Below are 13,906 nucleotides of genomic sequence, written 5' to 3'. Positions count from 1 at the left end.
TGGTACGGCGCCCGGCGCGGCCGCCGGTAAGCCCGTCAGCGGTCGTCGCGGTCGGCTGCGTCACGTCCCGGCGGCCGTTCCGCCGGGAGTGCCAGATTTGCCGGGTTCACTCCGGTGTCGGGACGGTGGCCGTTCTGCCGCGACTCCAGCTCCTTGACCATCTCCTGCAATTCGTCGCGGATCCAGTCCCGGGTGGCGACCTCGCCCAGGCCGATGCGCAGCGCGGCGATCTCGCGGGTCAGGTACTCGGTGTCGGCGATCGACCGCTCGTTCTGCTTGCGGTCCTGCTCCAGGTTGACCCGGTCCCGGTCGTCCTGCCGGTTCTGCGCGAGCAGGATCAGCGGGGCCGCGTAGGACGCCTGGAGGGACAGCATCAGGGTCAGGAAGATGAACGGGTACTCGTCGAACCGCAGGCTCGCCGGGGCGGCGATGTTCCACACCACCCACACGATGATGACGACCGTCATCCAGACGATGAACCGCCCGGTGCCCAGGAAGCGGGCGATCCGCTCGGAGAGCCGCCCGAACGCCTCCGGGTCGTACTCGGGCAGCAGCCGGCGGCGCGGTGAGCGCGGCTGGTCCAGGCGGGGGCCGCGGTGCCGCGAGGTGGCCGTCGCCCCGGACACGGCACGCTCCCGCACGGGCGTCTCACGCTCCGGCGCCATCCCCGCTCACCTCCTCCGCCGCCGTTCCTTCCAGGTGGTATTCGGTCTCCCGCCAGTCGTCGGGCAGCATGTGGTCCAGTACGTCGTCCACGGTGACCGCGCCGAGCAGCGACCCGGAGTCGTCGACCACGGGGGCCGCCACCATGTCGTAGGTGGCGAAGAACCCGGCGACCACGGGCAGCGCGGCGTCCGGCTCCAGCGGTTGCAGATCGTCGTCGATGATCGAACCGACCAGCGTGTACGGGGGGTCGCGCAGCAGCCGCTGGAAGTGGACCGTGCCGAGGTATTTGCCGGTCGGCGTCTCGTCGGGCGGGCGGCAGACGTAGATCTGCGCGGCGTGCGCCGGGGACAGGTCGGGGTTGCGGATGCGGGCCAGGGCGTCGGCGACGGTGGCGTCGGGGCGCAGCACGATCGGCTCGGTCGTCATCAGACCGCCGGCCGTGTGCTCCTCGTACGCCATCAGCCGGCGCATGTCGGCGGCGTCGGCCGGTTTCATCAGGCTGAGCAGCCGTTCCTTGTCCGGCTCCGGCAGTTCGCCCAGCAGGTCGGCGGCGTCGTCCGGGTCCATCGCCTCCAGCACGTCGGCGGCCCGCTCCTCCGCCAGCTTGCCGAGGATCTCGATCTGGTCGTCCTCCGGCAGTTCCTCCAGTACGTCGGCCAGCCGGTCGTCGTCGAGGGCGGCGGCCACCTCGGCGCGGCGCTTGGCGGACAGATGGTGCAGGACGTTGGCGAGGTCGGCGGGACGCAGCTGTTCGAAGGTGGCGAGGAGGTTCTCCGCGCCCTGTCCCTGCTCCTCCGCGGAGAACCCGGTGACCGCCGACCACTCCACCGTCAGCGCCTCCCCCTTGCTGCGCCGGAACGCGCCGCCGCGCCGCCCCCGGCGGACGAAGACCTTGTCGATCTCCCAGTCCCGGCGGGCGGGCAGCTGCTGCACCGCCAGGTCCAGGACGGTGACCTCCTCGCCGGTCTCGGTGAGGGTGACGCGCCGGTCGAGCAGCTCGCCGAAGACGAGGCGTTCGGCGGGCCGCTGTTCGAAGCGGCGGACGTTGAGCACGCCGGTGGTGAGGACCTGGCCGGACTGGATGCCGGTGACCCGGGTCATCGGCAGGAAGATCCGGCGGCGGGTGGAGAGTTCGACTACCAGGCCGAGCAGGCGTGGCGGCTTCTGTCCGACGCGGAGCATGACGACCAGATCGCGCACCCGCCCCACCTGGTCGCCGGTGGGGTCGAAGACGGCGACACCGGAGAGGTGCGAGACGAAGATCCGGGGGGCGCCCGCTGCCATGGCCGCGGCTCCTTTTCGTGACGGCTGCTGCCTGCTGTGTCTCTTTTCCGAATTGCCCGCTCGGACGGCCTTCAGGCTAGCCCGTCCTGAAGTCGTCCGCGCTGGTGGCCGGTGCGGACGGACTGGCTCCGCCGCCCGTGCGCGGCCCCGGTACGCTGCCGTACGCCGTACCGGTCTGCCGCGAGAAAGGCGCCTCACCTGTGACTGTGACTCCTCGGCGCAGAAATCCCCGGGCCGCTCTCGCCGGTGCCGTGTGCGTGCTGGCCGTCGGGACCGGGCTGACGGGATGCGGTGGCGAGGACCCCGACGCGGGCACCAACGGGGTCGGCAAGCTGTCCGCCGCGCAGATCCAGCGCAAGACCCGCACCGCCGCCGAGGCCGCCGAGACCGTGCGGCTGCACGGCTCCGTCGTCACCAGCGGCAGCACGTACGCGCTCGACATGCGGCTGAAGTCAGACGGCGGCACCGGGTCGGTCACCGCCAAGGGCACGACGTTCGGACTGCTGCGGGTCGGCGAGCAGCTCTTCCTGAAGGCCGACGCCGGGTTCTGGAGCCATGACACGGGCGACGCGGACGCCGCCGCGGCCGAGAAGCTGGCCGGCAAGTACGTGAAGGTGCCGCAGGGCGACCCCTCGTACAAGAAGTTCAGCGGGTTCACGGACAAGGACGTGCTCCTCGACGGGCTGCTGGCGCTGCACGGCACGGTGGAGACGGACGGCCGGCACGAGCAGGCCGGCACCCGCACCGTCCGCATCAGCGGCGACGACGGCGACGGCGGCTCCCTGGACGTCTCCCTGGAGGGCAAGCCGTATCCGCTGCGCCTGGTCCGGGCGGGCAGCGCGGGCACCCTCACCTTCTCGGACTGGAACAAGGACTTCACCCTGACGGAACCGGGCAAGGACGACACGTTGGACTACGGCAAGCAACTGCCGACGTCATGACAAGCCCCGTAAGGGGCGCGGGGCTGTATCGATATGCGGCTCCGCCGCGTGGGCGCGACCAGCCACATCAAACCCGCACCCGAAGGACTACCGCTTCCTCCGCAACAACCGAGGCAACCCCGCAGGAACCGCCCCCCTGGTAGTCGCCGGAGACGGCAACGGCGCCGCGGCCAGCGACCCGTCCGGCATCTCCCCGGCCACCTCCGTCGGAGACAGCCGCAGCACCCGGCACTCCCGCGCCCACCGCTCCGGCATCGCTTCCCCGTCAGCCGCGTTGAGCCGCTTGCCCTTCAGCTCGGCGACCGCCGCCCCCCACTCCGCGGAGCCGGCCGGCAGCTCGGCGACCCGGGCCGTCCAGGAGACCAGCCGGCCCCCCTTGTCCTTGCTGCGCACCGTCACCTCGGCGGTGGCCCCGTCCACCAGGGCCGGCAGCGGCTGCTCACCGGGGCCGTCGCCCACCACGCACGCCGCGCCCTCGTGCCAGACGTGCCACAGCGCACGGGCCGGGACGCCGGGGCCCGCGACCCAGATGAGGCCGGACTTCTTGGTGGCCTCCTCGACGAGGGCCTGGCCGAGCAGCTCACGTGTCATGCCGACCAGCCTAACGAGATGGGCTACAGCCAGCCGTTGCGCTTCAGTGTGCGGTGGATGCCGAAACAGATGGCGACGGTGACGCCGAGGACCATCGGGTAGCCGAACCGCCAGTGCAGTTCGGGCATGTGGTCGAAGTTCATGCCGTAGACGCCGCACATCATCGTCGGTACGGCGACGATCGCGGCCCACGAGGTGATCTTCCGCATGTCCTCGTTCTGCGCGACGGACGCCTGGGCGAGGTTGGCCTGGAGAATGGAGTTCAGCAGCTCGTCGAAGCCGATGACCTGCTCCTGCACCCGGGCGAGGTGGTCGGCGACATCGCGGAAGTACTTCTGGATGTCGGGGTCGACCAGCCGCATCGGGCGTTCGCTGAGCAGCTGCATGGGCCGCAGCAGCGGTGACACCGCCCGCTTGAACTCCAGTACCTCGCGCTTGAGTTGGTAGATCCGGCCGGCGTCGGTGCCGCGCGGGCTGCCCTTGCGGCCCGGCGAGAACACCTCGGTCTCGACCTCGTCGATGTCGTCCTGCACCGCGTCGGCGACCGCGATGTACCCGTCGACGACGTGGTCGGCGATGGCGTGCAGCACCGCCGAGGGGCCCTTGAGTAGCAGCTCGGGGTCGTCCTGGAGCCGGTGCCGCAGCGCCCGCAGCGAGCCCTTGCCGCCGTGCCGGACGGTGATCACGAAGTCCCGGCCGGTGAAGCACATGACCTCGCCGGACTCGACCACCTCGCTGTTGGCGGTCAGCTCGTCGTGGTCGACGTAGTGGACGGTCTTGAAGACGGTGAACAGGGAGTCGTCGTAGCGCTCCAGCTTGGGCCGCTGGTGGGCGACGACGGCGTCCTCCACGGCCAGCGGGTGCAGCCCGAACTCGCGGGCGATACCGGCGAACTCGTCCTCGGTGGGCTCGTGCAGCCCCATCCACACGAACCCGCCGTCGCGGCGCACCCGGCGCATCGCCTCGTGCGGGCTGAGCGGGGCCTCGGTCCGCACCCGGCGGCCGTCGCGGTAGACGGCGCAGTCGATCACAGCCGAGGCGCTCGCCGGGTCACGGGTGGCGTCGTAGGCGCCGCTGTCCTTGCGCAGCGGGACCCGGGAGGAGGGGCGGACCGCGGCTCGCAGGTCACGGATCATCGACATGGCAGGCTCCTTCGCTACGGGCAGCGAACGGCGCCGGGCGACGGGTGGAACCACCCGGAATGAGGACGTCCTGTACGTGCGCGGGCCTGGCGCGTCCACAAAGCGGGGAGCACCCCACCGTCGCGGTGGCGTGGCTTCACTGCTGGTTCACATGAGTTCTCATGAGTTCTCACGAGACGAAGTGCTCTTCCGCAGGAAAGCGCGCGGCTGACGGGAGGCGGCGACCGGTGAGAGTCCGGAGGCGGCGGCGTCAGCGGCCGGAAGAGCGGGTGGTACTGCACGGTCGACTTCGGTCCATGCCGACCCCACCTCCTCCGGCCGATCCCTCGTAAGGGATGTCCATTCCCCCGTTTAGAGGGATTCCCCGTAGGGGAGTGTTCATTGCAGCGACGAGGCGTGGGTCTTGCGCTCTTGCGTGCTGCCCCGACGACCGGGCCAGAGTACCAGCCGCCCGTCGTGTCAAGGTGCCGCTTTGCCTCGTACTGACGAGTTCTATGCTCGCCGCATGGCTGATGTTCTTCCTTTGGTCGAGGCCCGGTTGCGCGGTGCGCTCGGCGAACCGGACGGCCGCGCGGGGGTCACCTTCCTCGGCACGGACCGTATCGAGGTGCTCCGCTTCCACGCGTCGGGCCGGTCCACCGAGGAGGGCGACGTCGTCCGCTACGCCACCCTCGGCATGTCCGCGCAGCCGATGGCCGACCCCACGGCGGTGCTCGCCGACCCGGTGCAGGGACCCCGGGCCGAACTGGTCCTGTCGGTACGGGCCGGGCTCGCCGACACCGACAAGGTGCTCCGCCCGCTCGCCGTGCTCGCCGCGTCCCCGCAGGTGGAGGGGGTGGTGGTGGCTCCCGGCGCCGCGCTGGACGTGGCGGAGCCGCTGTGGCCCGGCGCCCCGTTCACCTCGGTCCTGGTCGCCGAGCCGGGCGGTCTGGTGGAGGACCTGGAGCTGGACGCGCCGCTGGACCCGGTGCGGTTCCTGCCGCTGCTGCCGATGACGCCGAACGAGGCCGCCTGGAAGCGGGTGCACGGCGCTTCGGCGCTCCAGGAGCGCTGGCTGACGCACGGCACGGACCTGCGGGATCCGGCCCGCCGGTCCGTACCGCTGGGGTGACGCGACTCACCGCCGGGGCGGGTCAGTTGGCGAAGGCGGACACGCCGTCCTCGGTCAGGTGCCTCGGTTCCAGTTCCGCGGCCATGGGGGTCCCCCCGCTCGAGCGGAGCCGAGAGTGGGGGAGAGTGAGGGCCCGGCGGCGGACGGCGACCACGGCCGCGCCGAGCACCGCGGTGACCGCCGCCACCACGAACGGGATGTGGATGTCGGTCCACTCCTCGATCTTCGGCGCGAAGTACGGGGCCGCCGCGGCGGCGAACCAGCGCACGAAGTTGTAGCCGGCGCTCGCCACCGGCCGCGGGGCGTCCGAGACGCCGAGGGCCAGTTCGGTGTAGACGGTGTTGTTCACGCCGATGAACGCGCCGGACAGGATCGTGCAGACGATCGCGGCGGTGTGGCTGCCGTAGCCGAGGACGAGGACGTCGACGGCGAGCAGGACCAGCGAGCCGCCGAGCACCTTCAGCGACCCGAACCGCCGCTGCATGCGCGGCGCGACCAGTACCGAGAAGACCGCCAGCAGCACACCCCACGCGAAGAACACGGCCCCCGACTTGTACGGGGTCATGTTCAGCACGAACGGCGTGAAGGCCAGCACGGTGAAGAACGTGTAGTTGTAGAAGAACGCCGAGATCGCGGCCGAGGCGAGACCGCCGTGGCCGAGCGCCTTGATCGGATCCAGCAGGGATGTCCTGCGGGCGGGCTTCGGCTGCTCCTTCAGGAACGCCGTGATGCACAGGAAGCCGACCGCCATCAGGAACGCGGTGCCGAAGAACGGGTAGCGCCAGCTCGCGTCGCCGAGCAGCGCGCCCAGCAGCGGGCCGCAGGCCATGCCGAGGCCGAGGGCGGACTCGTAGAGCAGGATGGCCGCGGAGCTGCCGCCGGCCGCCGCGCCGACGATGACCGCGAGGGCGGTCGAGACGAACAGCGCGTTGCCCAGGCCCCAGCCGGCCCGGTAGCCGACGAGCTGGCCGACGGTGTCGGAGGTGCCCGCGAGGCCCGCGAAGACGACGACGAAGGCGAGGCCGAGCAGCAGGGTCTTCTTGCCGCCGATCCGGCTGGAGACGAAGCCGGTGACCAGCATCGCGATCGCGGTGATCAGAAAGTACGAGGTGAAGAGCAGGGAGACCTGGCTGGCGGTCGCGTGCAGTCCGGTCGCGATGGACGGCAGGATCGGGTCGACGAGACCGATGCCCATGAAGGCGACGACGGACGCGCCGGCGGTCGCCCAGACCGCCTTGGGCTGTCGCAGGATGCTGCCTGCCCCTGCTTCGAAGGGGTCCATGCTGACTCCAATGTCCGGCGAGGGTCGGTGGATAGTCGGTGGATAGATAGTTGGCGTTTACATACATTAAGTTAGGTCGGGTAATTAGTGCAAACTACATCTAGTTTTTCCTGGTCAGCCCCGCCGTCCGGACGGGTGATCGTCCTTGACGCGGGGGAGCGGGGGTAGGACCGTGGGGCCCTATGAGGGGCGAACCCAGTTGCCCGAAGTGTGGTGGCCGGGTCAGGGCTCCCGGCCTCTTCGCCGATTCCTGGCAGTGCGACACGCACGGCCCGGTCCACCCGGTCCAGCCCGTGATACCGCCGAGCGTCGAAGCCCTCGAGGTCGTGGTGGGCCGCACCCAGGTGCCGGTGTGGATGCCGTGGCCGCTGCCGGTCGGCTGGCTCTTCACGGGCGTGACCTGCGCGGGCGACGACCGCACCGGCGGCCGTGCGACGGCGGTGGCCTGCTCCGGACCCGGACCGCTCGGCGGTGTCGGTGAGCTGGTCCTGGTGGCCGAGGAGCTGGGGGTCGGACTCGGCGCCTACTTCGCCGGTCTCGACGGGCCGGACCCGGGTCCCTCCTTCGACGTCGAGAAACCGCCGCAGGCCAAGGTGCTCGCGGCCGGCCGCCCGACCCCCCTCTGGCACGTCTCCGGGGCCCCCGTCGACCGGGCCGTCTTCGCCGGGGAGGCGCTCGGGATGTGGCTGTGGGCGGTGGTCTGGCCCGAGCAGTCGGGGCTGCTGATGTACGACGAGCTGGTGCTGACGGATCTGCGGGAGGCGGGCGCGGAGGTGGAGCTGGTGCCGTGCGGGGCGCTGTCGCCGCGGCTGCTCGAGCCTTGACGTCCACGGGGCCCACGGGGCCCACCGACCCCACGGACCCCACGGACCCCACGGGCTCTGAGGTCGGCTGTCGCGCAGGGGAGTGAGAAAGTCCGGTTATCCTTTCAAGGTCCGTTTGTCTGTCGTCGCCGTCTGGAGTCCGCCGTGCGTATCGATCTGCACTGCCACTCGACGGCTTCCGACGGCACCGACAGCCCCGCCGAGCTGGTGCGGAACGCCGCGGCGGCCGGGCTGGACGTGGTCGCGCTGACCGACCACGACACCACCCGGGGCTACGCCGAGGCCATCGCCGCGCTGCCCGCCGGGCTCACCCTGGTGACCGGCGCCGAGCTGTCCTGCCGTATCGACGGCGTCAGCATGCACATGCTGGCCTACCTCTTCGACCCCGAGGAGCCGGCCCTGCTCGCCGAGCGGGAGCTGGTCCGGGACGACCGGGTGCCGCGCGCCAAAGGCATGATCGCCAAGCTCAACGAGCTGGGCGTGCCGGTCACCTGGGAGCAGGTCGCGCGGATCGCCGGCGACGGTTCGGTCGGGCGGCCGCACGTGGCCTCCGCCCTGGTCGAGCTGGGTGTCGTACCGACCGTGGGGGACGCCTTCACCGCGGACTGGCTGGCCGACGGCGGCCGGGCCTTCGTGGACAAGCACGAGACCGACCCGTTCGAGGCCATCCGGCTGATCAAGGGCGCGGGCGGCGTCGCGGTGTTCGCGCACCCGGCCGCGGCCAAGCGCGGCCGTACGGTGCCGGAGTCCGCGATCGCCGAGCTGGCCGCCGCCGGACTCGACGGCATCGAGGTCGACCACATGGACCACGACACGCGGACGCGGACCCGACTGCGCGGCCTCGCCGGTGAGCTGGGCCTGCTGACGACCGGGTCGAGCGACTACCACGGCAGCCGGAAGACCTGTGTGCTCGGCGAGTACACGACCGACCCCGAGGTCTACGGGGAGATCACGCGGCGCGCGTTCGGCGCGTTCCCGGTGCCGGGAGCCGGCGGAGTCCGCGAGGTCTGAGGGCCGCCTCCGCCCACCCGTATCCGCACCACCGCAAGGCCAGTGGCTCACCCATGTTCGACGTCGCCGTCTTCGGCTCTCTCTTCCTGACCCTTTTTGTCATCATGGATCCCCCCGGGATCACCCCGATCTTCCTCGCCCTGACCGCCGGGCGGCCCGGCCGGACGCAGAAGCGGATGGCGTTCCAGGCCGTCTGTGTCGCCGGCGGTGTGATCACCGTGTTCGGGCTGCTCGGGCACCAGATCCTGGACTATCTGCATGTGTCGGTGCCCGCGCTGATGATCGCGGGCGGGCTGCTGCTGCTCCTGATCGCGCTGGACCTGCTCACCGGCAAGACGGACGAGCCCAAGCAGACCAAGGACGTCAACGTCGCGCTGGTGCCGCTCGGCATGCCGCTGCTCGCCGGTCCGGGCGCGATCGTGTCCGTGATCCTCGCCGTGCAGAAGGCCGACGGGGTCGGCGGACAGGTGTCGGTGTGGTCGGCGATCCTCGCCATCCATGTGGTGCTGTGGCTGGTGATGCGGTACTCGCTGCTGATCATCCGGGTCATCAAGGACGGCGGCGTGGTCCTGGTGACCCGGCTCGCGGGCATGATGCTCTCCGCGATCGCCGTGCAGCAGATCATCAACGGCGTCACCCAGGTGATCCAGGGCAGCTGACGCTTCGTTCGCGGATGCGACCGGGCCCCCGTACGGCGTGCGTACGGGGGCCCGGTCGGAGCGGTGTGAACGATCCGCCGTTACGAGGCCGAGGTCTCGGCCGGGCGGATCCACAGGCGCTGCCCGATGGCGGCGGCCTGCTGGACTATCCGGTTGACGGAGGCGGCGTCCACGACCGTGCTGTCCACGGGCGTGCCGTCGATGTCGTCGAGTCGCATGACTTCAAAACGCATGGCCTCTCCCTTCGTCTGGTCATCCTCCTGAGGAGAACTACTGAGGGGAGCCCCAAGGGTCATCGGTGCCCGGGGTTCCACTTATGCCCAACGGGCCGGGTGGTTCGAACATTCCCTACGCTAAAGAAAATTTTCGACAGGCTAATTACTGGTGGGTTAAACGGTCGGAACAAGACTGACCGGGACCGGTTGTGTTCGCTGCGTGACCGCCGGGACAATGGACGTGATGAACGACGACCTGGCATCCCTGTCCACCCGTATCGAACGCACCAACGAGCTGCTCCAGCGCATGCTCGCCGAGGTGGCGAAGACGCCCTCCACCCACGCGATCTTCGTGGACGCGGGATACCTGTACGCGGCGGCGGGCCGGCTGGTCGCCGGAACCGAGGACCGCCGCGCCTTCGAGCTGGACGCCGAGGGGCTGATCGAGGCGCTCATCGACAAGGCGCGCACCATCTTCGCGGACAGCCGCCTGCTGCGGGTCTACTGGTACGACGGCGCCCGGCGCCGCATCCACACCGCCGAGCAGCAGTCCATCGCCGAGCTGCCCGACGTGAAGGTCCGGCTGGGCAATCTGAACGCCAACAACCAGCAGAAGGGCGTCGACTCCCTGATCCGCAGCGACCTGGAGTCCCTCGCCCGGCACCGCGCGATCAGCGACGCGGCCCTGCTCGGCGGCGACGAGGACCTGGTGTCGGCGGTCGAGGCCGCCCAGGGATACGGCGCCCGCGTCCACCTCTGGGGCGTCGAGGCACCCGAGGGACGCAACCAGGCCGACCCGCTGCTCTGGGAGGTCGACAGCCAGCGCACCTTCGACCTGGACTTCTTCAAGCCCTACGTCTCCAGGCGCACCCTGCCCGCCTACGAGACGCCGGGCGCGGGCCGGCCCACCCGGGACAACGTCCGCTTCGTCGGCGCGCAGATCGCCGCGAAGTGGCTGGCCTCCCGGGGCCGGGAGGCGCTGGTGGAACTCCTCGACGGCCACCCCTACCTGCCCGGCCCGGTCGACCAGGACCTGCTGGTCGAGGCCGAGGGGCTGCTCCAGTACTCGCTGCGCGGCCAGCCGGATCTGCGGCGGGCGCTGCGGGACGGGTTCTGGGAGTACGTGCATACGCAGTGTTAGCGGACGCGGTGCCGGCAATCGGGGGTGAGCGGGCGCGGTGTCGGCAGCAGCCGGGGGCGAGCGGGCGCGGTGTCGGCAGCAGCCGGGGGCGAGCGGACGCGGTGTCGGCAGCCGGGGGCGGGCGCGGCTCAGTCGACCCGGACCACGAACTTGCCGCGTACTCCGCCCGCCTCCAGGGCCCGGTGCGCCGCCGCGGTCTCCGCCAACGGGAAGACGGTGTCCACCGCCGGGCGCAGGACGCCGTCCGTGACATGGCGGGCGACGGCGTCCAGGAGGGGCCGCTTCGGGTTGCCGCTGAAGGCCCGCACCCGGCCGCGGCCGTGCACGGCACTGGCGGCCAGGTAGCCCACCGTCGCCACGATCCGCGTCGGGTCGACGGCGATGGTCACCATCCGTCCGCCGGGGCGGAGCAGGCGCCGGTAACCGCTCAGCTCGGTGCCCACGGTGTCCAGTACGACGTCGAACCGGCCCAGGTCGGCGGGGCGCACCGCCCGGTGGTCGACGGCCTGCTGGGCGCCCAGCTCACGCACGAAGTCCAGGTTGGCCGCACGCGCCAGGCCGGTCACCTCGGCGCCGCGTGCCCGGCCGAGCTGGACGGCGACGTTGCCGACCCCGCCGGCCGCGCCGCGTACCAGGAGCTGTTCGCCCGGACCCAGCGCGGCCTTGTCGCGCAGGGCGGTGACGGCCGTGGTGCCCACCGGGAGCGCCGCGGCCTCGACGAGGTCGAGAGCGGCCGGGACCGGCCCGACCCGGTCGGCGGGCACCGCCACGTACTCGGCGGCGGTGCCCTTCGGCGAGCGTCCCGCGGTGCCCCATACGCGGTCGCCGACCGCCCATCCGCCGGTGCCGGCGCCGAGGGCCGCGATCTCGCCGCTGAAGTCGATGCCGGTGCGCTGGGGGAACCTGGCGCCCGTGACCAGGCGGGCGCGGCCGGCGCGGGCCAGCAGCTCACCGCCGTTCACGGCGAAGGCGCGTACCCGGACCAGTACCTCGCCGGGGGCGGGGGCGGGGCGCGGTACCCGGCCCACGTAGAGCACCTCGGGGCCGCCGAAGCGGTCGTACAGTACGGCTCTCATCGTTCGGTCGGTGTCGTCGCTCATGGTGGCTGCCTCTGCTTCGGCCGGAAGTCGGGGGAGGGGGGAGAGGGGGAGGGGAGGGTCTGGACGCCGAGCGTAGGGTGCCAAGTGGACGGCTTCGTCCACTTGTGGCGGAGGTGAGAGACAGTGGCGGTCGGTTCTTCTCGGATCGGGGATGCCGGGGATGCCGGGGGCGTCGGGGACACCGGGGGCGTCGGTGGGCTGCGGGCGGACGCGCGGCGCAACCGGGAGCGGATACTCGTGGCCGCCCGCGCGGTCTTCGCCGAGCACGGCATCGACGCGCCGATGGCCACCGTGGCCCGCCGGGCCGGCGTCGGCGTCGCCACGCTCTACCGCCGCTTCCCGACCCGCGACGACCTGGTGCACGCGGCCTTCGAGGACCAGCTGACCGCCTGCACCCGGGTCCTCACGGAGGCCGTGGCCGACCCCGACCCCTGGCACGGCTTCCAGCGGCTGGTGGAGACGGTCTGCCGGTTGCAGCGGGAGGAACGGGGGTTCCCCGCGGCGTTCGCCGCGGCCTTTCCCGACCGTTCGCGGGAGCGGGTACGGGCCCGGGCGGGGGCCGAGCGGCAACTGATGACGCTGATCCGCAGGGCGCAGGCGGTGGGGGCGCTGCGGCCGGACTTCCACCCCTCCGACCTCGGTGTGGCCCTGCTGGCGCACTGCGGCATGGTCGCCGCGCTGCCCGCCGACGACGCGGCCTCCCGGCGCCTGGTGGCCTACTTCCTGGAGGCGTTCCGGGCCCACCCGGCCCGCTCGGCGCTGCCTCCGCCGAGCGCGCTGCGGCTGGACGCCTTCCCGATGGCGGCGGACGGCGGACGCGGCTGAGGGGAGTGTTTTCCAGCGGCCAGTTTCCGGGCTTCAGCGGCCGGTTTCCGGGCTTCAGCGGCCGGTTTCCGGGCTTCAGCGGCCGGTTTCCGGGCTTCAGCGGCCGGTTTCCGGGCTTCAGCGGCCGGTTTCCGGGCCTCTTCGGCCGGTGACGTGGTCCCAGAAGTCGGCGAGGGCCGTGGCGGTGGGCAGTGGCTGGTCGGCGTTGGGGGAGTGCTCGGCGCCGGCGATCACGGTCCGGCGCGCGTCCAGCCGTACCGCCATGTCGTCCAGGAGCGGCACCGGCCAGGTGTCGTCGCGTTCGCCGGACAGCACGTGGCACGGCAACGGCACGGCCGCGAGGTCCGCCACACGGTCCGGCTCGGTGCACAACTGCTGTCCCCCGGCGAGGAGTTGCGCGGGCGCGGTGCCCAGCCAGCGGAGCCGCAGCCGCTCCTCGTCGACCGGTCCGCGGACCGGTCCGCCGACCTCCTCGGGCGGCCCCATCGCCTGCATCGTCTCCCAGACCTCGGCCATCGTCAGCACGGCGAGCGCGTCCCGCAGCAGCTTCACGCGCTGCCGCTGCGGTTCGGAGATCTGCGCCGGCCCTGACGACATCAGGGTGAGCGAGCGGAAGGGGGAGTGGTCCAGGAGGACGGCGGCGCGGGCGATCTGACCGCCGAGGGAGTGGCCGAGCAGGTGGACCGGGGTGTGGATCGGGGCACGGGGCGCGGGGCTGCCGAGGGCGGCCGCCTGGGCGAGTACGTCCCGGGCGAGCTCCCGCTGGGCGTAGGCGGACTCGTCGTGCCGGGGACCGTCGGACTCGTACTGGCCGCGTCCGTCCACGGCGACCGTGCGGTAGCCGCGGGCCGCGAGCGGCTCGTGCAGCAGGGTGAAGTCCTCCTTGCTGCCGGTGAAGCCGGGCAGCATCAGCACGGTGCCGCGCGGCTCGGCCCCCTCGGCCACGGGCGAGTCGACGGCGGCGAACTCGCCGCGCGCGGTCCGCAGCCGGTACGCGCGGGCGGCGGGGGGCGGGTCGAAGGCGGCGTTCCTGCTCACGGGGCGAGGGTATCGGGGCGGGCCCGGGGGAGGGCACGCGGGAACGCCGTCGGCCCGGTCCCGCGCGGGGCGGGAC

General features: G+C 72.0%; 15 protein-coding genes. 7 read left to right on the top strand and 8 right to left on the bottom strand.

Annotation, left to right across the window (positions count from 1 at the left end; all coding sequences use genetic code 11):
* Window positions 1-35: 35 nt before the first annotated feature.
* Both ACTT8P_RS30175 and ACTT8P_RS30170 read right to left on the bottom strand, forming a co-directional pair.
* Window positions 36-665 carry a DUF1003 domain-containing protein gene (locus tag ACTT8P_RS30175; RefSeq protein ID WP_442834944.1) on the bottom strand — a complete coding sequence of 210 codons (630 nt, stop codon included), beginning with the start codon at window positions 663-665 and terminating at the stop codon, window positions 36-38.
* Complete coding sequence (locus ACTT8P_RS30170; RefSeq protein WP_442834943.1) at window positions 649-1,950, bottom strand: magnesium transporter MgtE N-terminal domain-containing protein; 1,302 nt, start codon at window positions 1,948-1,950, stop codon at window positions 649-651. The genes ACTT8P_RS30175 and ACTT8P_RS30170 overlap by 17 nt, the downstream gene beginning before the upstream one ends.
* Window positions 1,951-2,150: 200 nt before the next feature.
* Here ACTT8P_RS30170 and ACTT8P_RS30165 point away from each other — a divergent pair, with 200 nt between their 5' ends.
* Window positions 2,151-2,891, top strand: a complete 741-nt coding sequence (locus tag ACTT8P_RS30165) for a hypothetical protein (protein WP_442834942.1) — start codon at window positions 2,151-2,153, stop codon at window positions 2,889-2,891.
* An 87-nt stretch (window positions 2,892-2,978) separates the two neighbouring features.
* Here the strand turns inward: ACTT8P_RS30165 and ACTT8P_RS30160 are convergent, their stop codons facing one another.
* Both ACTT8P_RS30160 and ACTT8P_RS30155 read right to left on the bottom strand, forming a co-directional pair.
* A complete protein-coding gene (locus ACTT8P_RS30160) occupies window positions 2,979-3,482 on the bottom strand; it encodes a hypothetical protein (RefSeq protein WP_442834941.1) in 504 nt (167 codons plus the stop codon).
* Window positions 3,483-3,505: 23 nt separating this feature from the next.
* On the bottom strand, window positions 3,506-4,624 hold the full coding sequence (locus ACTT8P_RS30155) for a magnesium and cobalt transport protein CorA (protein WP_442834940.1): 1,119 nt from the start codon (window positions 4,622-4,624) through the stop codon (window positions 3,506-3,508).
* Between the two features lie 505 nt (window positions 4,625-5,129).
* Between ACTT8P_RS30155 and ACTT8P_RS30150 the strand changes: the two genes are divergently transcribed.
* Complete coding sequence (locus ACTT8P_RS30150) at window positions 5,130-5,735, top strand: suppressor of fused domain protein (RefSeq protein WP_442834939.1); 606 nt, start codon at window positions 5,130-5,132, stop codon at window positions 5,733-5,735.
* A 22-nt stretch (window positions 5,736-5,757) separates the two neighbouring features.
* Here the strand turns inward: ACTT8P_RS30150 and ACTT8P_RS30145 are convergent, their stop codons facing one another.
* A complete protein-coding gene (locus tag ACTT8P_RS30145; RefSeq protein ID WP_442834938.1) occupies window positions 5,758-7,017 on the bottom strand; it encodes an MFS transporter in 1,260 nt (419 codons plus the stop codon).
* Window positions 7,018-7,199: 182 nt separating this feature from the next.
* Here ACTT8P_RS30145 and ACTT8P_RS30140 point away from each other — a divergent pair, with 182 nt between their 5' ends.
* The 3 genes from ACTT8P_RS30140 to ACTT8P_RS30130 all read left to right on the top strand — a co-directional run bounded on the left by ACTT8P_RS30140 (window position 7,200) and on the right by ACTT8P_RS30130 (window position 9,511).
* Window positions 7,200-7,841 carry a DUF6758 family protein gene (locus tag ACTT8P_RS30140; protein WP_442834937.1) on the top strand — a complete coding sequence of 214 codons (642 nt, stop codon included), beginning with the start codon at window positions 7,200-7,202 and terminating at the stop codon, window positions 7,839-7,841.
* Between the two features lie 144 nt (window positions 7,842-7,985).
* Window positions 7,986-8,852 carry a PHP domain-containing protein gene (locus ACTT8P_RS30135; protein WP_442834936.1) on the top strand — a complete coding sequence of 289 codons (867 nt, stop codon included), beginning with the start codon at window positions 7,986-7,988 and terminating at the stop codon, window positions 8,850-8,852.
* A 53-nt stretch (window positions 8,853-8,905) separates the two neighbouring features.
* Complete coding sequence (locus tag ACTT8P_RS30130; protein ID WP_442834935.1) at window positions 8,906-9,511, top strand: MarC family protein; 606 nt, start codon at window positions 8,906-8,908, stop codon at window positions 9,509-9,511.
* An 80-nt stretch (window positions 9,512-9,591) separates the two neighbouring features.
* Here the strand turns inward: ACTT8P_RS30130 and ACTT8P_RS30125 are convergent, their stop codons facing one another.
* Entirely contained in the window at window positions 9,592-9,744 is a 153-nt protein-coding gene (locus ACTT8P_RS30125) for a hypothetical protein (RefSeq protein ID WP_361161224.1), read from the bottom strand.
* A gap of 226 nt (window positions 9,745-9,970) precedes the next feature.
* Between ACTT8P_RS30125 and ACTT8P_RS30120 the strand changes: the two genes are divergently transcribed.
* Window positions 9,971-10,867, top strand: a complete 897-nt coding sequence (locus tag ACTT8P_RS30120; protein ID WP_442834934.1) for an NYN domain-containing protein — start codon at window positions 9,971-9,973, stop codon at window positions 10,865-10,867.
* 128 nt (window positions 10,868-10,995) lie between these two features.
* On the opposite strand, the gene ACTT8P_RS30115 is transcribed toward ACTT8P_RS30120, so the two are convergent.
* Window positions 10,996-11,943, bottom strand: coding sequence for an NAD(P)-dependent alcohol dehydrogenase (locus tag ACTT8P_RS30115; protein WP_442834933.1), 948 nt, complete (start codon window positions 11,941-11,943; stop codon window positions 10,996-10,998).
* Window positions 11,944-12,165: 222 nt separating this feature from the next.
* On the opposite strand from ACTT8P_RS30115, the gene ACTT8P_RS30110 reads away from it, so the two are divergent.
* Window positions 12,166-12,792, top strand: coding sequence for a TetR/AcrR family transcriptional regulator (locus ACTT8P_RS30110; RefSeq protein WP_442834959.1), 627 nt, complete (start codon window positions 12,166-12,168; stop codon window positions 12,790-12,792).
* A 117-nt stretch (window positions 12,793-12,909) separates the two neighbouring features.
* Here the strand turns inward: ACTT8P_RS30110 and ACTT8P_RS30105 are convergent, their stop codons facing one another.
* Entirely contained in the window at window positions 12,910-13,830 is a 921-nt protein-coding gene (locus ACTT8P_RS30105) for an alpha/beta fold hydrolase (RefSeq protein WP_442834932.1), read from the bottom strand.
* Window positions 13,831-13,906: the final 76 nt, after the last annotated feature.

The organism is Streptomyces sp. JW3, assembly GCF_052216785.1.
In the GTDB taxonomy this organism is placed as follows: domain Bacteria; phylum Actinomycetota; class Actinomycetes; order Streptomycetales; family Streptomycetaceae; genus Streptomyces.
Note: the sequence above shows the minus strand (reverse complement) of the source record. Positions and strands in the feature narration are given on the sequence as shown.